The 20,817-nt window shown below is 44.5% G+C and carries 20 protein-coding genes; 12 read left to right on the top strand and 8 right to left on the bottom strand.

Annotation, left to right across the window (positions count from 1 at the left end):
- The first annotated feature begins 119 nt into the window (after positions 1-119).
- From rpmB to rsmD, 6 genes are all read left to right on the top strand, one after another.
- Positions 120-314 (top strand): 50S ribosomal protein L28, encoded by a 195-nt coding sequence (gene rpmB, locus HXT34_RS04665; RefSeq protein WP_012913853.1) that lies wholly within the window; start codon positions 120-122, stop codon positions 312-314.
- A gap of 102 nt (positions 315-416) precedes the next feature.
- Positions 417-2,873, top strand: a complete 2,457-nt coding sequence (locus HXT34_RS04660; protein WP_421784602.1) for an ATP-dependent DNA helicase RecG — start codon at positions 417-419, stop codon at positions 2,871-2,873.
- Positions 2,874-3,162: 289 nt separating this feature from the next.
- Entirely contained in the window at positions 3,163-4,311 is a 1,149-nt protein-coding gene (locus HXT34_RS04655) for a PfkB family carbohydrate kinase (protein ID WP_415683319.1), read from the top strand.
- A gap of 72 nt (positions 4,312-4,383) precedes the next feature.
- Positions 4,384-5,322: a nucleoside hydrolase gene (locus HXT34_RS04650; protein ID WP_421784600.1), complete on the top strand. Its 939-nt coding sequence runs from the start codon at positions 4,384-4,386 to the stop codon at positions 5,320-5,322.
- Positions 5,323-5,437: 115 nt separating this feature from the next.
- Positions 5,438-6,871, top strand: coding sequence for an MFS transporter (locus HXT34_RS04645; RefSeq protein WP_421784598.1), 1,434 nt, complete (start codon positions 5,438-5,440; stop codon positions 6,869-6,871).
- A gap of 222 nt (positions 6,872-7,093) precedes the next feature.
- A complete protein-coding gene (gene rsmD / locus HXT34_RS04640) occupies positions 7,094-7,678 on the top strand; it encodes a 16S rRNA (guanine(966)-N(2))-methyltransferase RsmD (protein ID WP_421784596.1) in 585 nt (194 codons plus the stop codon).
- A gap of 21 nt (positions 7,679-7,699) precedes the next feature.
- Here rsmD and trmD read toward each other — a convergent pair whose 3' ends face one another.
- From trmD to cysS, 7 genes are all read right to left on the bottom strand, one after another.
- Positions 7,700-8,584: a tRNA (guanosine(37)-N1)-methyltransferase TrmD gene (trmD, locus tag HXT34_RS04635; protein WP_421785464.1), complete on the bottom strand. Its 885-nt coding sequence runs from the start codon at positions 8,582-8,584 to the stop codon at positions 7,700-7,702.
- Between the two features lie 77 nt (positions 8,585-8,661).
- A complete protein-coding gene (gene rimM / locus HXT34_RS04630; RefSeq protein ID WP_421785462.1) occupies positions 8,662-9,261 on the bottom strand; it encodes a ribosome maturation factor RimM in 600 nt (199 codons plus the stop codon).
- 1 nt (position 9,262) lies between these two features.
- Positions 9,263-9,496, bottom strand: a complete 234-nt coding sequence (locus tag HXT34_RS04625; RefSeq protein WP_004105376.1) for an RNA-binding protein — start codon at positions 9,494-9,496, stop codon at positions 9,263-9,265.
- Positions 9,497-9,498: 2 nt separating this feature from the next.
- Positions 9,499-9,969, bottom strand: a complete 471-nt coding sequence (gene rpsP / locus HXT34_RS04620; protein WP_033888579.1) for a 30S ribosomal protein S16 — start codon at positions 9,967-9,969, stop codon at positions 9,499-9,501.
- Positions 9,970-10,085: 116 nt separating this feature from the next.
- A complete protein-coding gene (locus HXT34_RS04615) occupies positions 10,086-11,261 on the bottom strand; it encodes an endonuclease/exonuclease/phosphatase family protein (RefSeq protein ID WP_421784594.1) in 1,176 nt (391 codons plus the stop codon).
- Positions 11,258-12,928 (bottom strand): signal recognition particle protein, encoded by a 1,671-nt coding sequence (gene ffh / locus HXT34_RS04610; protein WP_415687283.1) that lies wholly within the window; start codon positions 12,926-12,928, stop codon positions 11,258-11,260. The genes HXT34_RS04615 and ffh overlap by 4 nt, the downstream gene beginning before the upstream one ends.
- 119 nt (positions 12,929-13,047) lie before the next feature.
- Positions 13,048-14,685: a cysteine--tRNA ligase gene (gene cysS / locus HXT34_RS04605; protein WP_421784591.1), complete on the bottom strand. Its 1,638-nt coding sequence runs from the start codon at positions 14,683-14,685 to the stop codon at positions 13,048-13,050.
- A 308-nt stretch (positions 14,686-14,993) separates the two neighbouring features.
- Here cysS and HXT34_RS04600 point away from each other — a divergent pair, with 308 nt between their 5' ends.
- The 6 genes from HXT34_RS04600 to rpmF all read left to right on the top strand — a co-directional run bounded on the left by HXT34_RS04600 (position 14,994) and on the right by rpmF (position 19,766).
- Positions 14,994-16,331: a nicotinate phosphoribosyltransferase gene (locus HXT34_RS04600; protein WP_421784589.1), complete on the top strand. Its 1,338-nt coding sequence runs from the start codon at positions 14,994-14,996 to the stop codon at positions 16,329-16,331.
- 223 nt (positions 16,332-16,554) lie between these two features.
- Positions 16,555-16,884: a DUF3039 domain-containing protein gene (locus tag HXT34_RS04595; RefSeq protein ID WP_004105359.1), complete on the top strand. Its 330-nt coding sequence runs from the start codon at positions 16,555-16,557 to the stop codon at positions 16,882-16,884.
- Between the two features lie 127 nt (positions 16,885-17,011).
- Complete coding sequence (coaD, locus tag HXT34_RS04590; RefSeq protein WP_421784587.1) at positions 17,012-17,560, top strand: pantetheine-phosphate adenylyltransferase; 549 nt, start codon at positions 17,012-17,014, stop codon at positions 17,558-17,560.
- A 15-nt stretch (positions 17,561-17,575) separates the two neighbouring features.
- On the top strand, positions 17,576-18,610 hold the full coding sequence (locus HXT34_RS04585; RefSeq protein WP_421784585.1) for a hypothetical protein: 1,035 nt from the start codon (positions 17,576-17,578) through the stop codon (positions 18,608-18,610).
- Between the two features lie 2 nt (positions 18,611-18,612).
- Positions 18,613-19,242, top strand: coding sequence for a YceD family protein (locus HXT34_RS04580; protein ID WP_421784583.1), 630 nt, complete (start codon positions 18,613-18,615; stop codon positions 19,240-19,242).
- Positions 19,243-19,571: 329 nt separating this feature from the next.
- The gene (rpmF, locus tag HXT34_RS04575) at positions 19,572-19,766 is read left to right on the top strand and encodes a 50S ribosomal protein L32 (protein WP_004574042.1); all 195 of its coding nucleotides are present in this window, start codon (positions 19,572-19,574) and stop codon (positions 19,764-19,766) included.
- A gap of 93 nt (positions 19,767-19,859) precedes the next feature.
- Here the strand turns inward: rpmF and rnc are convergent, their stop codons facing one another.
- The gene (gene rnc / locus HXT34_RS04570) at positions 19,860-20,690 is read right to left on the bottom strand and encodes a ribonuclease III (RefSeq protein ID WP_421784581.1); all 831 of its coding nucleotides are present in this window, start codon (positions 20,688-20,690) and stop codon (positions 19,860-19,862) included.
- Positions 20,691-20,817: the final 127 nt, after the last annotated feature.

Here is a 20,817-nt window from a genome sequence, read left to right as displayed (position 1 = left end):
GCAGTTGTGCGTTCAAGCGTGCTTATTTGTTTATGCAATGTGCGTAAGTAATTTGCGTAAGTAGTTCGTGTGTTTGAATGACGCAAGACTTGCAAGTCAAAGAAAATAGGAGTCCAATTATGGCAGCTCGTTGCGCAGTATGTGGCAAGGGACCTCAGACTGGTTTCACTGTTTCACATTCGCATATCCGCAATAAGCGCACCTTCCGCCCGAACCTTCAGCCGGTTCGCACCACCATTGATGGCGAGAACGTTCGCCTTCGTGTGTGCGTGAAATGCATTAAGGCTGGCAAGGTTCAGCGCGTTGAGGCGTGATTCGCGCATTGTATTGCGTTTAAATTGTAAGGCCCTGAGTATTGCTCGGGGCTTTTTTGTATTTGCATATTTTTCGCTTGCGCGTTATATTCCTGATTGCGAATGATTTATAATCGAAATATGCTAAATACGCCCACGAACTCAGCCAAAATGCATACTTCGCTTTCTACAATAATCAGCAATAAGCGACGCGTTTCTGCATTAAAATCTTTGGGCATAGTCACAGTCGAAGACGCGTTAACTTACTACCCGTTTAGAGTCACAAGTCCATTGAGAATTGCGAACTTAAAAGATGTAAAAATTGGCGAAGAAGTGGCTTTCTATGCGCAAGTCCAGTCAATTAACGTTGTGCCTATGAACGCTCGTCGCGGTTTTAGAATCGAAATTAACGTTTTGCAAGATACGCAAGCAGTAGCTCAACTTATTTATTTTTCTAAAAATCGTCAATACGCTCAGTGGCTTTCCGCAAAGATGCATGTTGGCGAAATGGTTGTTGTTGGCGGCACGTCTAGCGCTTTTAATGGTAAATTGCAATTTACGCATCCTCAAATTTTAACCGTATCTTCTGCAGAAGAAAGCGATAGCTTGCATCAATCTCGCGATACTGTAAGAAGCGTGGAAGATGGTTTGGCGCGTATGAGCGCGCCTATGCCCGTTTATCATGCAAATTCGCGAATCTCTAGTGAGCATATTCACGAAACTATACTTTCTATACTTTCTGCACTTTCTAAAGATTCTGAAGATTCCGCACTTTCTGAAGCTTCTGAAGATTTCGCAGCTTGCGCAAATTCTAAAGATTCCGCAACTTGCGCTAGTGAATCCCTGCAAATCCCAGATATTACGCCTGAATCAGTGCTAAAAAAACGTAACCTCATGACTAGAGCGTCAGCAATATACTCAATTCATAATCCGCAATCAGTTGACGAATTTTACAAAGCTGTTGACTCGTTGCGCTATGAAGAAGCTTTTATTTCCCAAGTAGCTGTATTGCGATCTCGTGAAGATTCTAAAGATAATCACGCAAAATCCTGTAATAATTCTCTTATAAGAAATGAATTTGTGGAAAGTTTGCCGTTTGAGCTTACTGATGGTCAAAAAGATGTAATTGATGAGATTGTACGTGACATGCGTGAGCACCATCCGATGCGTCGCTTGCTTCAAGGTGAAGTTGGTTCCGGAAAAACAGTTGTTGCGCTCGCTGCAATGCTTGAGGCAGTTGGATCAGGCTATCAGGCTGTGCTTGTGGCTCCTACTCAAGTTCTTGCGTCTCAACATGCCGAAAATTTGCGACAAATGATTTCGCGCGCGAATCTAAAAGTGCCTGTAATCGTCGTAACTGGCGGCATGAGACTTGCGGAGCGCAGACGTGCGCTAGCGAGTGTTGCAAGTGGAGAGCCTTCGCTTATTGTTGCAACTCATGCAGCGTTCTCGTCGACTTTTAAGCCGACTAATTTAGCTTTAGTAATTATTGACGAGCAACATCGTTTTGGTGTTGAGCAGCGCGATGTTTTGTTGCGCAAAATGAGTGTAGATTCGCATGATAGTGCTGAAAAGGCTTTTACTCCGCATCTTTTAGTAATGACTGCAACGCCTATTCCGCGCTCTGCTGCTATGACGTGGTTCGGCGATTTGGATGCTTCGTATTTAACTGAATTGCCTGGAGGTAGAAAACCTATTCGCACTTTTGTTGTACAAGAAGCAGATGCGAATACTATGGCTAGAATGTTTGCGCATATTCGTGCTCGCATTGATGCAGGTGAGCGTGCGTATGTTGTTTGCGCGCATATTGATGATGATTTTAGTGATGGTTCTGGTAGTGGTTCTGGTAGGGATTCTGATAGGGATTCTGCTAGGGATTTTGCTAGCGATGAATCTGAAGGTTTTGAAGATGTTTCGCAATCTGTGCAATCTAATCAATCTGAAGAAAATAGTGCAGATTCTTTGCGCAAACTTCATACAGTTAATGGCATTTTGAAGCGGCTTTCAGCTTTGCCGCAATTTAAAGGTGTTACTTTTGCTAAGCTTACTGGTCGTGACGACGATGCTACGAAACGCGAAACGATGGAACGTTTTGCGCGCGGAGATGTGCAAGTTCTTGTTGCTACAACGGTTATTGAGGTCGGTGTTGACGTGCCTCAAGCGAGTTGCATTGTGATTTTTGATGCGGATCGTTTTGGTCTTGCGCAATTGCATCAATTGCGTGGGCGTGTTGGGCGTGGTGGCACGAATTCTTGGGCATTTTTGGTTGCGCAAACTGAGGATGGAAGTCTTGCTCAAGAACGTTTGCAAGTTGTTGAAAATTCGCTAGATGGTGCCGTAATTGCTAAGAAAGATTTGGAATTGCGCAATGTTGGCGATGTTCTTGGCGATAAGCAGTCGGGTGGTCGCTCGAGTTTAAAGATTTTGCGAGTTGTTAAGGATGCAAAGATTATCGCTATGGCTCGTGAAGATGCGTTGGAGACTTTGCAAAAAGACGCTCATCTTGTTTCGTTGCCGTATCTTGCAGGTGCAGTGCTTGATTTTACGAGAGGCGGAAGTGCGCAAATCGTAAGCAATTAAAATTCCAAAGTTTTGAATTTGCACGCAAAATATCTTATAAAATTAAAATATTGTATGAATAAAATATCCTATAAATAAAAGTATAAAGAAAAAATTATTGCATATTTATGCACTTAATTTAGTAAAAAATACGGCAATAAAGCTATTTTTAATTGATAATTAAATCAACTTTTGTTAGATATAATATAAAAAAACAACAAAATTACATAAATTTACGTGCATATTATGAGAATTGTGAATATCCTAGATAGTAGGCATCATTTGTAATCACAATAGAGATGAGGCGACAATGACTGAACGCGAACAACAAATCTTGACTTGGATTCAACAAAACCCGATGATTAGCCAGCAGGAACTTGCAAATCTCGCAGGAATTACTCGTTCAGGTGTGGCTGCTCATATTTCCAATTTAATTCGCAAAGGCTATTTACGTGGTAAGGGATATATTGTTACTCCTCCAAGTTATGTGACTGTTGTTGGCGGAATTAGCATGGACGTTCTCGGCATTGCTTGCGGAGATTTGATGGATTACACGTCTAATGCTTCCCACGTGCGCTACATGCTAGGCGGTGTTGGAAGGAATATTGCAGTCGCGTTGGAGCGTCTTAATATTCGCACAAGCATGGTTTCTGTGTACGGTGGCGATCACAACGGAGAGCTTTTCCGCATTGATGCTGCTGCAAACGGCTTAGATATTGGCTATGCGAAGCAACTTCCTGAGTCGATGACTGCTTCGTACATGTATGTTGGTGACGCTTCTGGTCAGCGTTTGCTTGCTTTAGACGATATGAGTATTTACGATCACATGACTCCTGATTTTTTGCGTGAGCGCATGTCTATTATTGAAAATGCTGATATTTTGGTGTTGGATACTAATATTCCGCAAAAGTCAATTGAGTGGCTATGTGACCGTTATCGCCGTCCTATTGTTGTTCGCGCAGTTACGGATGCAAAAGCTCCTCGCGTGCTTTCTAGATTGTCTCGTATTGACACTCTTATTTTGGATACTGCTGAATCGCAGGCTTTAACCGGCATTAATGCTGTTGACGAGCGTTCTGCAATTCGCTGTGCGAATGTGTTGCTCAAGCGTGGAGTAAAGCGCGTATTTGTAAATGCCGGTCGCGCAGGAGTTGCGTATGGTGTTTCAAATGAGGGAGTGTCGTTCTATCCTGTCCCAGTAAAACGCGTCCAGAGAATGATGCTAACTCGCGGAAATAGCAATGTTGGCGTTGAAGCTGTCGGCAACGATAACGGTTCTAGTGATGCTGCTACTGCTGCGCTTATTTACGCGCGGTATAACGAATTTGATTCTTCAAAAACTGGCAGATTTGCGGTTGCTGCTGCAGCTTTGAATACTGAATCTATGCAGCCTGTACATGAGTCGTTTAATCCAGAACTTATTTCTAAACGCATGACGAATATTCATGAGCGTGCTTAATTTTGCGTTTTTACGCGAAGTGTATTCGTCACGATTTGCTTCCAAAATACATGTGCTTATGAAGGAGTTGGTATGACTTCCATCATCCTAGATTGTGACCCTGGTCATGACGATGCGATGGCAATTTTATTAGCTGTTGGCAATCCTAGTATCGATTTGCTGGGCGTAACTACGGTTGGTGGAAATCAAAGCCTAGAAAAAGTAACATACAATGCTCGAGCAACTCTAGAAATAGCTCATGCAACTAATATTCCAGTTCATGCCGGATGCGACCGTCCTATGGTTCGTCCGCTAAAAGTTGCTGCTGCTGTTCATGGAGAAACCGGATTAGACGGCGCAAATATTCCAGTACCAACTAAACCTTTGGATAAAGGGCATGCTGTTAACTGGATTATTGACACAATTATGAGCCATGAGCCTGGCACAATTACGCTTGTACCAACTGGACCTCTTACGAATATCGCTATGGCTGCGCGAATGGAGCCTAGAATTGTAAGCCGCGTTAAAGAAGTAGTTCTTATGGGTGGCGGCTATCATAGTGGCAATTGCAGTGCTGTTGCTGAGTTTAATATTAAGACGGATCCTGAAGCTGCGCATATTGTGATTAATGAAAATTGGCGAGTTACAATGGTCGGCTTAGATTTAACTCATCAAGCTTTGTGCACTTTAGAAATACAGAAGAAAATTAATTCTATTGGAACGCCTGTTTCCAAATTTGCTTGCGATCTTATGGATTACTTCCGTAAAGCTTATAAGAATAATCAAGATTTTGTTGATCCTCCAGTGCATGACCCTTGCACAGTCGCTTATTTGATCGATAAAAGTGTTATTAGCACAAGGCGTTGCCCACTTGATGTTGAAATAAACAGTGACTTAACTCTTGGCATGACAGTTGCAGATTTGCGTGGCACTGAGCCTTCTGAAGAAGAATGCCATACGCAAGTTGCTACAAAACTTGATTTCGATAAATTCTGGAATTTGATTATAGATGCGATTAAACGCATTGGGTGATTGTTGGTGACGTTTGAATGACTTTTGAATGATTTTGTATAACTTTACATTGTGTAATGTTACGTTGCGTAACTTTACGTTGCGTAACTTTACGTAATTAAGCGGAGGTTAGATTATGGCTGAGGTTGAATCTCCAACATTTTCTACGCGTATGCTAGATAAGGGTGGACGTTCCGTTTTGGCGTTAATGGTGGCGTTTCTTGCTGCTATTTTTGCGTTCCAGCTAAACGTTTCTATGCTTTCGCCAGTGTTGACGACGATGTCAAAAGAACTTCATACTACAGATACTCAAATCGCTTTAACGCAAACGGTATTCTTTACTGCTGCAGCATTATTTTCGCTATTTTTGCCGCGATTGTCTGATCTAATTGGGCGTAAAAAAGTACTTTCCGGAATTCTTATCTCAACTCTTTTTGGAAGCATTATTTCTGCGCTAGCTCAAGACGTTAATATGCTTATGCTTGGGCGTATTTTGCAAGGTGCTTCCGGGCCTGTATTGCCAATGTGCTTAATTATGTTGCGCGTGCGCGTACGGCAAGAAAAAAGTTACGCAAAGTTGATGGCAATATTAAGTTCCGTAAATGGCGGTATTGCTGGATTTGATGCTTTATTAGGTGGTTGGCTTGCCAGTAAATACGGATTCCGTTCTGTTTTTTGGATTATGGCTTCAATCGCAGCTATTGCTGTTATTATGATTATTGTTTTAGCTGATGAATCTCGCTCGGATGCTACTAGCAGAATGGATTGGCTAGGAGTTATAACGCTCGGAATTGCGTTTCTTGCAATATATCTTTCTATCAATGAACTTAGTAATAAACTAGCTAAATCTAACTGGCTTATGGTGCTTATTCTTGTGCTTGTTGCTGTGGTGTTTTTCGCAATATTCTGGAAAATCGAAGTTTTAAGCGCGGCTCCGCTGGTTTCTACAACATATATGAAGCAGCGTCGCACATGGGGTTTGCTTTTGTGCACTTTATTGACAATGACTGGCGTGTTTGCTTTGATAAATGGCGTTGTCATAAAGCTTGCTAACGATAGTAAGTTTGGTGCAAATATTGGCACAAATATGGTAAGTTTCGTAACTCTTACTCCTTACGCAATTATTGGACTATTGTTTGGCACTATTTCTGGCGTGCTTGCTGCAAATTACGGTTACAGGCTTGTGTTGCGTATTGGAATTGCGTTTAGCATGATTTGTGTTGCTTTTGGCGTGTATGTTGCTTATATGCCGTCTGCTTGGGCTTTAGCGCTGTTTTCAGTGTGGATAGGCGTGAGCTATTCTGGCATGGCAAATATTATGCTTAATGGATTGGGTATCGTGCTTTCTCCAAAAGATAATCCGGGATACTTGCCAGGTATGAACGCTGGAGCTTTTAATTTGGGAGCCGGCTTAAGTTTTGCAATTTTGTATGCTGTGATGACGAATGTTGCGTCTTTAAGTGACGTAACATTCGGATACGTTGCTGCTATGGTTGCCGGCGTCGTTTTGCTCGCTTTTGCGCTCGCTTGCTCGTTCTTAATTCCGGATCCTAAGGCGGCGGATAAGTAATATCTGCTTTTTTGTAAAGTTTCTGCCGTTTTTTCGCGCGCATCCGACTTTTTCTTTACACCTCTGTAAACTTTCTGCCGTTTTTTCGCGCGGAAACGACTTTTTCTTTACACCGCTGTAAACTTTCTGCCGTTTTTTCGCGCGGAAACGACTTTTTCTTTACACCGCTGTAAAGTTTCTGCCGCCGCGTGCGTGTCTGTAGGTTCCAGCTAAGCTAGAACTATGCACATTATTGCTGGACGTTTTAAATCTTTGCCGCTTACTTCAGCGCAGTCGTGTACAAGACCTACTACAGATCGCACGAAAGAAGCGATATTTTCTAGGCTCGATTCGTGGGATGTTATGCACAATGCGCGCGTACTTGATCTATTTGCTGGCACGGGAGCGCTCGGAGTTGAGGCGCTATCTCGTGGCGCGCGCGAGCTTGTGTCTGTTGAAGCAAATTCGCAAGCGGCTGCGCTTATACTTCGCACGTCGAAAGCGTTGCAGAGTTCAAAGGCTTGGGATTCTGCGCTTTCTATGAGGGTTCTTCGAAAGCGCGCGGAGCAGTTCGTTGCAGATTATAGTGGGGGAGCGTTTGACTTGGTTTTTATCGATCCGCCTTATGCTTACGAAACTGCGGATTGCGAAAGTTTATTAGCTTCGATGATTGAGAGCGGAGTTGCGAGCGTTTCTGCGGATACGTTGATTGTGTTTGAGCGTAGCGCGCGAAGTGTTTTGCCGACTATGCCTGAGGGCTGGGAGCTGTTTGATACGCGTAATTACGGAGAAACTTCCGTGCTGTTCATTCAGCCTTCTCGCGATTAATCTTATTTCTGGCTTTTGTTGCTAGCGCGAGTTTTTGCGGGGGTAATCGCCGGAAACTTCCCATCCGAGCGACATAAGCGTTTTTCGATCCGCTTTATCTAGCTTGCGGCAGTCCAATTTCTCAATCAAATCAGGTCGAATTTCGCTTGTGCGAGATATAGCTTCATCTCGACGAAAACGATCAACTTTGGCGTGATTCCCGGAAGTGAGCACTTCCGGAACGCTTATACCGCGCCAAGTAGTTGGACGGGTGTATTGATGGTGTTCCAAAAGTGCGTCCGAGCCTGTGTACGACTCTTCAACAATCGACTCAGGATTTCCCATAAACCCAGGGATTAAGCGCGTAATTGCCTCAAGCATAACGCTTACTGCAACTTCTCCGCCATTTAGCACGTAATCGCCGATTGAATACTCGCGTACGTCAATTCCTTGCGCGCGGTAATATTCTGGAATCCTAGCGTCGTAGCCTTCGTATCTGCCGCATCCAAATACCAAATGCTTTGCGTTGCTTAATTCCGTTGCGTCTTTTTGTGTAAATAGTGGGGCAGAAGGGTTCGGGAATATAAGAATTGGTTTAGTTGAGTCTATTTTATTAGGCGCGATTTTTGCTTCTTCGCAACTATCGCAACTATCGCACGTATCGCACGTATCGCACGTATTTTTTACTTCAGATTTTGGCAAGTTAAGAAGCTCGTCTAAGCATTCTGCCCAAACTTCAGGCTTCATAACCATGCCAGCGCCGCCGCCAACTGGCGTATCGTCAACCGATTGATGCACATCGTGAGTCCATTTGCGTAAATTGTATGCGCGAATTTGCAACAAGCCATTATTTTGCGCTTTGCCTAACAAACTTAGGTCTAGCATGCGAAAATATTCTGGGAATACGGAAATAATATCGATGTCCATCATAAGGCACTCTACTATGAAAACTAATAAAACTACGAAAACTACAAAAACTTATAAAACTACGAAAGCTAATAAAACTACGAAAGCCCCGGAATTAAACCGCCCGGAGGGTCGATAGTCAAATACCCGTTTGTAATGTCAACTTCCGGCACAATAGCTTCAACAAATGGCACGAGCGCTGTTTTATTCTCTTCGTCAACCGGATGAGCTAAACGGATTTTCAGTAACGATTGCGCACCGTCGAGCACATCCACAACTTTTCCAATAGTGCAAGTCGGCAGCCCCAGATGATTTTCTTCGCACAATCGCGCTTGCAAACCGACTAAATCCTTAATATACCAAGCATTTTCGGCAGCAAGTTCTTGCGCATCTTCTGCATGCACATACAATTCAGTGCCATTAAGTGCTTCTGCATCGTTGCGATTTTGTGATTCTTCGAATAGTAAAATCCAACGATTTTTGAACGTTCTTGCGTTCTCAATAACGAACTCGCGTTCGCCGTCTGCAGTGCACAATACATTTCCAGGCTCAAAACGTTCGTAAGGCTCATCTGTAAAAATTTGTACAGTGACTTCGCCTTTTAAACCTTGGGCTTTACCGATACGACAAACCCTCAGCAGGTCATTACGACTTTGCTGAGGGTTGTCAAAAGATTGTTGGTCTAATGCCACGTTCATCTCACTTACGTACGTCCATAATGTCAACGCGCACATTGTGGTTGCTCAAAGCTTGCACAACAATGCGAATTGCATTAGCGGTACGACCATTGCGGCCAATAACGCGACCGATATCTTCAGGATTCACGCGCACTCGAAGCAATTCGCCGCGAGCATTTTCGTGAGAACGTACCGACACGTCATCTGGAAAATCCACGATGTTCTTAATGAGATGTTCAACAGCTTGAGCCAGCATGATTACTCAGCCTTTTCCTCGGCTTCGGCAGCTTCCGCAGCTTCAGCTGGGGCTTCTTCGGCTTCGTTTGCAGCGGCTTCAGCTGCAGCCTGAGCCTTAGCAGCGGCTTCAGACTTAGCGGCCTTCAGCTTCTGAGCTTCAGCTTCAACAGCTTCAACGCGAGCCTGTGCGTCTGGGCCAGCTTCAGAAGTCTTCAACGTGCCTTCGGCGCCGTCGAGACCCTTGAACTTCTGCCAGTCACCAGTGATCTTCAAGAGCTTCAACACTGGTTCGGTTGGCTGTGCGCCAACGCCAAGCCAGTACTGTGCGCGCTCAGAATCAATCTGAATCATAGATGGCTGCTTGTTTGGATCGTAAACGCCGATCTCTTCGATGGACTGACCGTTGCGCTTGTTGCGTGAATCAGAAATGACTACACGGTAGAAGGCATAGAACTTCTTGCCCAATCGCTTAAGACGAATCTTGGTTGCCAAAATGGCTCTCCTTATAACTAGAGTCGTGGAATTTCGTTCGGGTGTGGGGCACTCCTTGCGAGCTTCCACATGTTCCTCACGTGGTCGGGAAGAGGGCGCCGATTCACGCGAATAACTTATCTATTATGCCTGCGCGCTTGGACGTTTTTATCTAGTGATTGTAGGTCGATTGCTGCGATGTAGGCTAGGTGATCAGTGCCGTTAACAACTACATTCTTTTGCCATAGTGCGCTAGATTTACAGTTTTTTGCGCAAAATAGCACATGGTCAAGTGTAAGATTTGGCCACTTAAGCCATGTAGGCCATGTGCGTAGACGCTTTCCAAGCGAAAGTGCAACGTCTGTAAATCCGTATTCCAAAAGCGAGCGAAAGCTTGGGTGGTCGACAGTGGAATTAAGATCGCCAGTAACAATAGTGAGAGTTGCTAAATCGCAAGTTTTCGAAGTAGATTCGTCAGCGCATTCGTTAGTGCAATCGGCGAAAGAATCAGTAGCAGAATCGATATTCGCAAGTGCGCGAATTCCATTACTCCAAGCAGCACACCCACGCATCGGTGACTTTGGATGTGCAGAAGCAAATTTCACTAAAACTTTTTCATTTGCACCAAAATCTAAGCAAGTTGTAACGCTTGGTACGCTTGCAGCTTCAATTTTTACGGAATTATTGCAAGTAGAAATCGCGGAATATTGCGTAAAAATAGCGTTGAATCCGCCGTTATTATGCTCACTTTGCGCACCTACGCGCGAAGTTGGAAAAATCTCGTATATTCCAAGTTTTTCAAGATTTTTTACTAAAGACTCGCTTAATTCTTGTAAAAGTAACGTATTTACGTGATATTTTTTCGTTATTTCTATTATTTCGGATGCGCTCGCTTTTCCGTATCTGCAATTAAGAGTCATCACGCGTATTTCTTGATGCTGTTCCTTGCATTTTTTGCGCGACGATCTGCTTTCGTGTAACCTACGCAATTTTGCAAACCAGTACGGCGTATACGACTTAAGCGAAATCAAAAATAGCGCAGCGTACGCAACACATAAATATCCGTAAGATTTCGCATAAGATTGCGCTAAGTTAAGCGATTGCGCAACTTTTTCTGCGCAGCATGTATACAGCAAAAAACCGCCAAAATTACACAAAAACAGTGCTCCCACAACGTAAGTTGCAAGTGGAAGCAGCGCAATAATATACGGAAGTGGGTTATATTTATCCGCACCTGCCGGCAGCCAACGCAGAAGCTGCCACAAAAGAAGCGGCACAAATATAACCCACAAAAACGCCAATACTAAAATCATCGACCGAATAAGCCAGCTAATCCGCCGCCAAAGTTAGGCGGCAGTTGATTATCTTGATTTGCGTCTTCGGAATTCATAAGTTCCTTAAGTCCTTCAGGAAGATTCTGAAGATTTGGTTGCTGCGGCTTTGCAAAAGCAGAACCTGCAACATCGTCGCTAGTAGATTCGCCAGAAAGACGCTCACGCAACGCGCGCTCTTCAGCTTCCCTGCGCATTGGATTTCCGGACTTTCCGCCCTTCTTCTTGCCTTTCTTGTCTTTGCGCTTCGACTTTCCGCCAGGACCACCGAATCCAGGCATGCCGCCCATGCCAGGCATTCCAGCGCCACCGCTCATTCGCTTCATCATTTTTGCAGCCTGCTCGAAACGTTGCAAAAGTGCATTAACTTGCGAAACGCTCACACCTGAACCAGCTGCAATTCTCGCGCGACGCGAGCCGTCAATAATCTTTGTATTTCTACGCTCTTGAGGAGTCATAGAACGAATAATTGCCTCAGTGCGGTCAATTTCCTTATCGTCAAACTGCTCAAGCTCTTGACGGTGAGCAGCCATTCCAGGCATCATGCCCAAAAGCTTCTTCATTGAGCCAAGCTTACGAACTTGCTGAAGCTGCTCCAAAAAGTCATCCAAACCAAAGCTGCCTTCAGCTATTTTTGCAGCAGCCTTGCGCGATTCTTCTTCGTCGAACTGCTTCTGTGCGTGCTCAATAAGCGTCAAAATATCGCCCATATCGAGTATGCGTGAAGCCATTCGATCAGGATGGAAGATTTCAAAATCCTTCAAGCCTTCACCTGTAGAAGCAAACAAAATCGGCTTTCCAGTAACGCTTGCAACCGAAAGTGCAGCACCGCCTCGAGCGTCGCCATCAAGCTTAGAAAGCACAACGCCAGTAAAGTTCACGCCATCGTTAAAAGCTTGAGCAGTGCGAACAGCATCCTGACCGATCATTGCATCAATAACAAACAGCACTTCTTGCGGTTGCACGGCATCGCGAATATTGCGTGCCTGCTTCATAAGCTCTTCGTCAACGCCCAAACGACCTGCGGTATCAATAATCACAGTGTCATACATTTTTTCGCGCGCATAATTAATAGAATCGCGCGCAACCTTAACCGGGTCGCCTTTAGTGAACCATGGCAAAGAAATCGCACTTCCGCCATTTTGCACGCCCTTTTCTGGAGCAAATACAGGAACTCCTGCGCGCTCGCCAACAACTTGCAGCTGCGTGACTGCATTAGGTCGTTGCAAATCTGCTGCTACAAGCAAAGGAGTATGACCTGCATCCTTCAGCCAGTAGCCAAGCTTTCCAGCAAGCGTAGTTTTACCTGCACCTTGCAAACCTGCAAGCATAATTACAGTTGGAGGATACTTCGCAAAATTAAGCTGCCTATCTACACCTGCGCCCAATACTTGCGTAAGCTCGTCGTTTACAATTTTCACAACTTGCTGAGCTGGGTTTAAAGCGTGCGAAACTTCCTCACCAAGAGCGCGCTCGCGAATTCGAGCAGTGAATGAGCGTACTACTTCCAACGCAACGTCTGCATCGAGAAGTGCGCGGCGAATCTCGCGAATTGTGCCGTCAATATCGGATTCTGAAAGCTTGCCTTTGCTGCGCAAATGCTTAAAAGCATTGGAAAGGCGGTCTGTTAACGAACTAAATGCTGCCATAGTTTTCCATTCTACCTGTTGTTGCTAACGTAACTTTAGTGCAATTGCTAACTTAATTTGCTAACTTGATTTGCTAATTAATACTTTTGCGTTTATTTTTGCTTTTGCGTTACTTTCTTTTATTGCAAATGCCAAGATGATTCTTGCGAAGTATCGACAATTACAATTCCTGCGTTATTTAACGCATCGCGAATAGCATCTGCAGTAGCAAAATCCTTTGCTTTTCTAGCATCTGCTCTAGCTTTAAGTTGCAAAGTAATTAAAGAGTCCAAAGCTGAGTGTTCTTTGCTTTCCTTGCCATTTGAGCCTTCTGCAGACGATTGATTATCGTTCGAAGCCCACGTTTGTGCGTAAGGATCCAAGCCCAAAGTATCTAACATAGCTCGCACTTGCAAAACAGCGAGATATATGAGCTTTTGTACGCTTTCGCTTTGTGCTTGTGAAGAATCTTTGCTGCAGTCGTCAATAAGAGCATTTCCTTGACGAATTGTAGTAAATATTTCTGCAATTGCGCCAGAAACGTTAATGTCATCGTTCATAGCGCGAGTGAAATCTTCCGGAAGCTCATCTGCGTTAACAGAACGCACTTCTTCGCAAGTTGGCTTCTTTTCAAGCAATCTGCCAGCTCTCTCGAGGAAGTTCATAATGCGATCGTAAGCCGATTTCGACTCCACCAAAGCTTGGTCGGACCACTCTAACATTGCGCGATATTGCACTGCTCCCAAAGCATAACGCACAACCCAAGCTGAATTATTTGCCAAAACTACTGGTACGGAAAGCCCATTTCCCAACGATTTTGACATTTTTTCACCTTTGGCGGTAACCCATGCTGAATGCATCCACACATTGGCGCTTTCCCAGCCAGCAGCACGCGTTTGTGCCATTTCGTTTTCGTGGTGAGGGAAACGCAAATCCAAGCCGCCTCCGTGAATATCAAAGTCGTCGCCAAGATAACGATGGCTCATAGCAGAGCATTCAATATGCCAACCAGGACGTCCCTCGCCAAAAGGAGTTTTCCAGCGCGCGTCCGTCTGATCGAAATCGCAAGGTGCTTTCCAAAGTGCGAAATCCCTAGGATCGTGTTTGTCTGGTGAAGCATCTGCAGGATCTGTTGGATTGTAAATATCGTTTTCGGCAGCGTCTACGCTCGGACCCTTTGCGTCTGCGATAGCTGCGGCTTCGTCTGCGCAAGTTTCATTTTGGTTCTGATTTTGGTGCGTTAATTCGCCGTAATGCTCCCAACTTGGCACGTCAAAATAAACATTTCCAGTAGGATTTCCGTCGTTGTTTTTAATAACATATGCGTGACCGCGCTCAATCAAACGCTCAATCAGCTCAACCATGTCTGTAATATGACCTGTTGCGCGCGGCTCAACTGTTGGCGCAAGCACTCCTAAAGTATTGTAGGATTTTGTAAATTCGCGCTCGTAAATATATGCTCGTTCCCACCAATTTTGCCCTGATTCATTGGCTTTTTTCATAATTTTGTCGTCAATATCTGTGACGTTTCTAACAAACGTGACTTTGTATCCTAAACGCAGCATCCAGCGACGGATTATATCGAATGCGATTGCTGCGCGAATATGGCCAATATGCGGAGAACTTTGCACTGTGGCTCCGCACACGTACATGCCTACTTGACCAGGCTTTTTAGGTACGAAAGTATTCGTTGAATGTGAAGCCGTGTTGTATAAGTGCAGGTTTTCTGCGGCTTTAGTAACTTTTGCAGTCTCTTCGTTCAAACTCTTATTAAGCATAATTGCTATTATACGCACTTGACTATAGTCCACCGCGCGCGCCTCCACGCGTTATTTCCTTTACAACTACGTATTTTTCTTTACAACTACGTAAAGTAATTGTCGTTTTTTGGCGATATTTCGACTTTTCCTTTACAGCTACGTAAAGTAATTGTCGGCTTTGCTGTTTCGTGCGTCGGCTCTTTAGTTAGCGGTACAATTATTGCGATTTGGTTTTAGATTTAGCTTTAGCAATCCAATTAGATTCATATCTATTACTTATCTATTACCTAGCTGTTTTTATTTTGTTCGTTACTGAAAGGAATATCATGGCTGAGATTTCATCTGCTCTTATGACGGACATGTATGAATACACTATGCTCGACGCTGCTCTTAAAGACGGCACTGCAAATCGCAAGTGCGTTTTTGAAATTTTTACGCGCCACTTGCCTCAAGGCCGTCGTTACGGAGTTGTTGCTGGCATGGGTCGCATTTTGGAGGAGTTGCAAAAATTCCATCTTTCGGAAGATGATTTACGTTTCTTAAGTGATCGCAAAATTGTTAGTGCAGAAACCATTGAATGGCTGAAAAATTTCCGATTCCGCGGTAAAATTTCCGGTTATCGCGAAGGCGAGATATTCTTCCCGAATTCGCCAATTTTGCAAGTAGAAGGCACTTTCGGCGAGTGCACTTTGCTCGAAACTCTTCTGCTTTCCGTTCTCAATTACGATTGCGCTGTGGCGTCTGCTGCAGCTCGCATGGTTTCTGCTTCTGCAGGACGTCCTTGCATGGATATGGGCGGCCGTCGCACAAACGAATATTCTGCAGTTGCTGCGTCTCGCGCCGCTGTAATTGGCGGTTTTAAGGGAACTGCAAATCTGTTGGCTGCAAAACTTTACGGTTTAAAGGCAATCGGAACCGCAGCTCACTGCTTCACTCTTGTTCACGACACTGAGCGTGACGCTTTCACTTCTCAAATTGCAGCTCTTGGCAAAGGCACTACGCTTCTTGTTGACACTTATAATATTGAGGAAGCTGTAAAGACAGCCGTGGAAGTTGCGGGACCTGATCTTGGCGGAATTCGTATTGATTCTGGAGATTTGTGCGCTCTGGCTCGTCGCGTTAGGAATCAGCTTGACGAGTTGGGTGCTAAAAACACAAAGATTACAGTTACTAACGATTTGGACGAGTACGCTCTTGCCTCCTTACAAAATGCGCCTGTGGATTCTTACGGCATCGGCACAATGCTTGTAACCGGCTCCGGTGCTCCAACTTGCGCAATGGTTTATAAGCTTACTGAGCGTGAGGGTGCAGATGGTGTAATGCAGCCTGTTGCTAAGCGTTCTAAGAATAAAGCGACTGTGCCTGGACGTAAGTTGGCGTATCGTTCATACGATTACAGCAACGATTCTTGCGGTGTAGCTGATTGCGAACACGTGATTTCCGGTTCGGAAGTTGCGCTCGCTCAGTTTAAGCCTAAGGATTCGTGGGAAAATCTGCTAGTTGATTACATGGTCGACGGTGAAGCTGACGAACAATTTATGGGTCACGATGCGATTATGCGCGCCCAGGATTATTGCGCTTCTGCTTTAAAGCGTTTGCCTTTGGCTGCGCAAAGTTTGATGCGCGGAGATCCTGCAATACCAACAGAAATTCAAGTACTGTAAAAGTACTATAAATTAATCTTTTTAAAACTAAACTTTACTAAATAAGATTGCAAAAGGACCGCAAATAATTCATGCGTAAAGATTAGCGTTTCTGACAGCTTTTTGAGCGTTTGTTGCGATAATGCTTTATGCTTGGTTTTGCGAATAAAATTCAATTAAATTTTAGTGCGCTACGAAATTCGTTACGAAATTCGTTACACAATGCGTTACGAAAGGATGCGAGATGTTTTCATCTTTAGAAGCAGATAATGCGTTAGATGCTGTTATGGAATCTGGTTCGCAATCCACAGATCCAGACTCTGGTTCCGGCACAAGCACTTCTGTTCTAGAACGTCCAGAAGTTGACGAAGATGCTCGTCTAGATGACGGCGGTAATGCAGATCGTTTTGCGCACTATGTGTCAAAAGACAAAATTGAAGAGTCGCGCTTAACTGGTCGACCAGTAGTAGCTTTGTGCGGTAAAGTGTGGATTCCTCGACACGAAGCAAATGACTACCCAGTTTGCCCTGAATGCAAGCGCATATACGAGGAATTAGGAAAGTTTAATTTTTAAGTAATTATGTTGCGTATTTAAGCAATTTATATTAAATATCAGCGTTACTTCTATCTTTAACGATAAAAGTAACGCTATTTTATTAATATATTTTTGTTCTGAGCACAATGGGTGATAATCTAAGAGCATGACTATAGCTGTGTGCCCCGGCTCGTATGATCCAGTCACTGCCGGCCATTTAGACGTAATACAACGTTGTACGCATCTATTTGATGAAGTACATGTGCTAGTTGCGGTAAATGCTGCAAAGACTCCGTTATTTTCTGAATCTGAGCGCGTAAAAATTATTCAAGAAGCAATAAATAATTTGCCGCAATCTAAAAATAGTTTCAATTGCGATTGCAAAATAGTAGTAACTTCAACAGCTGGTTTGATTACTGACTACTGTACAAAAGTTGGTGCTACAGTAATCGTAAAAGGCTTACGTCAAAACGGTGATTATGAGGCAGAACTTGGGATGGCGCTAGTGAATCGCAAATTAGCAGGTATCGAAACGCTTTTCCTTCCTGCTGATCCTGTGCTTGAGCATGTTTCAAGCTCTGTGGTTAAAGATGTTGCTCGTCATGGTGGAAACGTTACTGGCATGGTTCCAGATAACGTAATACCCTTATTAAAAAAGCTTTTTAATGAACAATCATTAGGCGTAGATAACAATTCACCTATGCTGAACAATTGAACAGGAGAGTAGAAGATGACAAATAAAAATGAACTTACTGACGCAACTTCTGGATTATCTAGTGAAGGAGACGACACAATGGAGCGCGAAGTGCAAGTTGATCGCAATCAAAAGCTTCCATTACATCCAGTTCTCGCAGATGAAGAAGATGCTCAAGACGGCGTTGTAAATACAACGCAATCCGACGTGCGAAGTGCGCGTGAAGGCGACCTATTAGTTGATACAGATGCTGACAACACAGAAACTTCATCTGTTGCAGCAGTCGGAAGTGTTTCTGCTGCGGAAGATGTGCGTGGTAATGGCGCTGATAGTGCAAAGCATAACAATAAAGATAGCAAAGCAGCTTCTTCGTCAGCATTTTCTGCTTTCCCTCTTCCAGATTTACGAGAGCGAGAAGACGGTGGCGTTATTGACTTTGAAGAAAATGAATCTGAAACTTCAAAAGCAGATGCAGAAGCAGTAAGCGATGAAGTGCGTTCAAAGAGTCGCGCTGAATTTACTACAGTTTACGACATTATTGACGCAATGGAAACAACTCTTTCGGAAGCCAAGAATGTTCTGTTTGCTGCAGGAATGGTAAAAATTGATCGCGATGAGTTCGTTGACCAGTTAGCACGTTTGAAAGATATGCTTCCTGTGCAATTGGAGCGAGCTTCTGCATTAATGCGAGAAGCAGAGCGACGTTTGCGTACAGCGCAAGCACAAGCAAGCTCTATTGTTTCTTCAGCGCAATCTCAATCTGCAGAAATAATTGAAGAAGCGCAAGAGCGTGCTCAATTCTTAGCAGGTCAAGAAAACGTAACGGCTTTAGCAAAACAGAAAGCTCGCGATATTCTCGCTACTGCGCAAGCAAAATCAGACAAGCTTACGCAAGGTGCGGATCAGTATTGCGCAACTGTTATGGAAGGCTTAAAGCAGCAGCTAGATAAATTAGAACAAGACGTGCAAGCGGGTCAGCGAGTGTTGGAAGATCGTCGTCGAGCTGCAGCGCACGTACAAAACGACATTAGCTCATCATTGTATGACGATGATGAAGAGGAAAGGAATTAGTAATGGCTTCGCATCCATCCCAATCACCGTGGGCTGTTCCAGTAGCGCAAATGGCTGCGCGCGCTGGTAGTAGCATGTCGTTGCATCGCGTATTTCCGGCGCCGGAAGGCATTGGAGATTACGTTATTGGCGTAAAGCCAGGCAGCGATGTTATGGTTGATGGCGATTTTGATGCTGTGGTTGACGGCTTAATGTTTCAGGGCAGTATTACTGCTCCGGTGCATGCAGAATGTACTCGATGCTTGATGCCGCTTCGTCGCGATTGGAAAGTGGATGTGTGCGTATTCTTTCCATATGTTGACTCGCGTTCTAATCGTTCGGATAATCGCAATACTCGTGGCGATGCGGATGAAGACGAGTCGCAAATTTGGGATGAAAATGACGAGTCGGGCAATGTGTATCCGCTAGTTGCGGGTGGCGATTTTGCGGATATTGAGGCTCTTATTCGCGACACTATGGTAAGTGAGTTGCCGTTACAGCCGTTGTGCGAGCCGGATTGTCGCGGACTTTGCTCTCAGTGTGGCGAAAACTTAAACGAGCATCCAGATCATCATCACGACGTTACGGATATTCGTTTTGCTGCTTTAGAGGATTTGAAAGCTCAGCTTGAGCAGAATGAAAAACGGAATTAATACGTGCGTGTAAAGTTTCTGCCGTTTTTGGGTTGATTTCCGACCGAAACTTTACGTAGGTGTAAAGTTTCTGCCGTTTTTGGGTTGATTTCCGACCGAAACTTTACGTAGGTGTAAAGTTTCTGCCGTCTGCGAGCCTTATTTCGACCGAAACTTTACGTAGGTGTAAAGTAATTGCCGTTTTTTCGCTGAAAAGCGGCATAAACTGCGCGCGCTTGTAAAGTTTCTGTCGCACTAAATAGAAATTAGGTTGCGCAATTTGTACGGCGCTTGCTGTAATATACAGAACGCTTAAGCTCAATCGATTGAACGAAATAGAGGAAAGAATTATGGCACTGCCTAAGTACAAGACCTCGCGTGCTAATACGCATTCGCGTCGCGCTAATTGGAAGGCGTCTGCCGTGCAGACTGTGACTTGCCCGAACTGCGGTTCTCAGGCATTCCCACACATGGCTTGCCCATCTTGCGGAACCTTCCGTGGTCGTGTTTACCGTGAAGCTATTCGCTCCGAGCACACCAAGTAGGTTTTATTAACAGAAACCCTGCCATCGACGGGTGGCAGGGTTTTTCTTTTTCTTGCGTATTGTTTTAGTTTATATGGCTGTGAGGGGTGGGTGTTACTTACGCGCGTCGAGAGTGTGCCAAGCGATTTCGGCGGCTGCAAGTTGCGCTTTTCGTTTGCTAGAGCCACTTCCGACTCCCAGCAGTTCGTCGCCATCCTTATGCGCCAAAACCGCGCGAGCTTCAAACACTGGAGCGTATTCTGGCCCAGAAACAGCCATTCGATACTCTGGATCTTCCAAACCCATATCGTGAGCTTTGACTGTAAGCGAAGTCTTCCAATCGAGAGCTGGTCCTTCAGTTAGCACTTCCGCCAAAGTGTCGTCAATCAAACGATGCACAACTCTGCGAGCTTCATCAATTCCATGTTCAACAAAAGTTGCACCAATAAGCGCTTCAACAATATCGCACAAAATTGAATCTTTATTATTTCCGCCCTGCTCCATTTCTCCGCGACCGAGAAGAATATACGCGCCAACATGCAGCTTTTCGCGCGCAACAGCAGAAAGCGCCCATTCAGACACAGCTTTCGCTCGCATCTTTGCAAGCTGACCTTCAGTCATGTCTGGATGTGCAGAAAACAGCGTTTCCGTAGAAACTAACTCAAGCACAGCATCGCCCAAAAACTCAAGTCGCTCATAATTTCGTGTGCCAGGATGTTCGTGCGAGAACGAGCGGTGGGTGAGTGCTTCTACCAAAAGATCCGGCGAAATAGTTGTGCCTAAAGCGTTTAAAAGTTCCTGCGTTGGGTCTCCAGGACGTGTTTCATCGCCATCTAATCTCAAAACTCCATCTTCGTTGTGTTGCGCATGTGAGTTGTTTTGATTATTTTGATTGTGTTTGCTCTGCATATTTTGTTGATTTTGTTGATTGTTCTGAGTTTTCATAGCACGTATTATTATAGTCCTACTACCAACACAAGTGCTTTTAAGCTTTGCGCTCGTATTCGCGCTCGTATTTTTCCATATTTTCTATATTCCTCTATATTTTCTATATTCTTCCTTTCTTTCCCTT

It is taken from the genome of Gardnerella sp. DNF00983, from assembly GCF_049244265.1.
GTDB classification, from domain to species: Bacteria; Actinomycetota; Actinomycetes; order Actinomycetales; family Bifidobacteriaceae; genus Bifidobacterium; species Bifidobacterium vaginale_J.
Note: the sequence above shows the minus strand (reverse complement) of the source record. Positions and strands in the feature narration are given on the sequence as shown.

Excerpts from the sequence above, each read along its gene's own strand:
- rpmB (WP_012913853.1), top strand. The coding sequence starts at position 120 with ATGGCAGCTCGTTGCGCAGTATGTGGCAAGGGACCTCAGACTGGTTTC.
- HXT34_RS04660 (WP_421784602.1), top strand. The coding sequence starts at position 417 with ATGATTTATAATCGAAATATGCTAAATACGCCCACGAACTCAGCCAAA.
- HXT34_RS04655 (WP_415683319.1), top strand. The coding sequence starts at position 3,163 with ATGACTGAACGCGAACAACAAATCTTGACTTGGATTCAACAAAACCCG.
- HXT34_RS04650 (WP_421784600.1), top strand. The coding sequence starts at position 4,384 with ATGACTTCCATCATCCTAGATTGTGACCCTGGTCATGACGATGCGATG.
- HXT34_RS04645 (WP_421784598.1), top strand. The coding sequence starts at position 5,438 with ATGGCTGAGGTTGAATCTCCAACATTTTCTACGCGTATGCTAGATAAG.
- rsmD (WP_421784596.1), top strand. The coding sequence starts at position 7,094 with ATGCACATTATTGCTGGACGTTTTAAATCTTTGCCGCTTACTTCAGCG.
- trmD (WP_421785464.1), bottom strand. The coding sequence starts at position 8,584 with ATGGACATCGATATTATTTCCGTATTCCCAGAATATTTTCGCATGCTA.
- rimM (WP_421785462.1), bottom strand. The coding sequence starts at position 9,261 with ATGAACGTGGCATTAGACCAACAATCTTTTGACAACCCTCAGCAAAGT.
- HXT34_RS04625 (WP_004105376.1), bottom strand. The coding sequence starts at position 9,496 with ATGCTGGCTCAAGCTGTTGAACATCTCATTAAGAACATCGTGGATTTT.
- HXT34_RS04615 (WP_421784594.1), bottom strand. The coding sequence starts at position 11,261 with ATGATTTTAGTATTGGCGTTTTTGTGGGTTATATTTGTGCCGCTTCTT.
- ffh (WP_415687283.1), bottom strand. The coding sequence starts at position 12,928 with ATGGCAGCATTTAGTTCGTTAACAGACCGCCTTTCCAATGCTTTTAAG.
- cysS (WP_421784591.1), bottom strand. The coding sequence starts at position 14,685 with ATGCTTAATAAGAGTTTGAACGAAGAGACTGCAAAAGTTACTAAAGCC.
- HXT34_RS04600 (WP_421784589.1), top strand. The coding sequence starts at position 14,994 with ATGGCTGAGATTTCATCTGCTCTTATGACGGACATGTATGAATACACT.
- HXT34_RS04595 (WP_004105359.1), top strand. The coding sequence starts at position 16,555 with ATGTTTTCATCTTTAGAAGCAGATAATGCGTTAGATGCTGTTATGGAA.
- coaD (WP_421784587.1), top strand. The coding sequence starts at position 17,012 with ATGACTATAGCTGTGTGCCCCGGCTCGTATGATCCAGTCACTGCCGGC.
- HXT34_RS04585 (WP_421784585.1), top strand. The coding sequence starts at position 17,576 with ATGACAAATAAAAATGAACTTACTGACGCAACTTCTGGATTATCTAGT.
- HXT34_RS04580 (WP_421784583.1), top strand. The coding sequence starts at position 18,613 with ATGGCTTCGCATCCATCCCAATCACCGTGGGCTGTTCCAGTAGCGCAA.
- rpmF (WP_004574042.1), top strand. The coding sequence starts at position 19,572 with ATGGCACTGCCTAAGTACAAGACCTCGCGTGCTAATACGCATTCGCGT.
- rnc (WP_421784581.1), bottom strand. The coding sequence starts at position 20,690 with ATGAAAACTCAGAACAATCAACAAAATCAACAAAATATGCAGAGCAAA.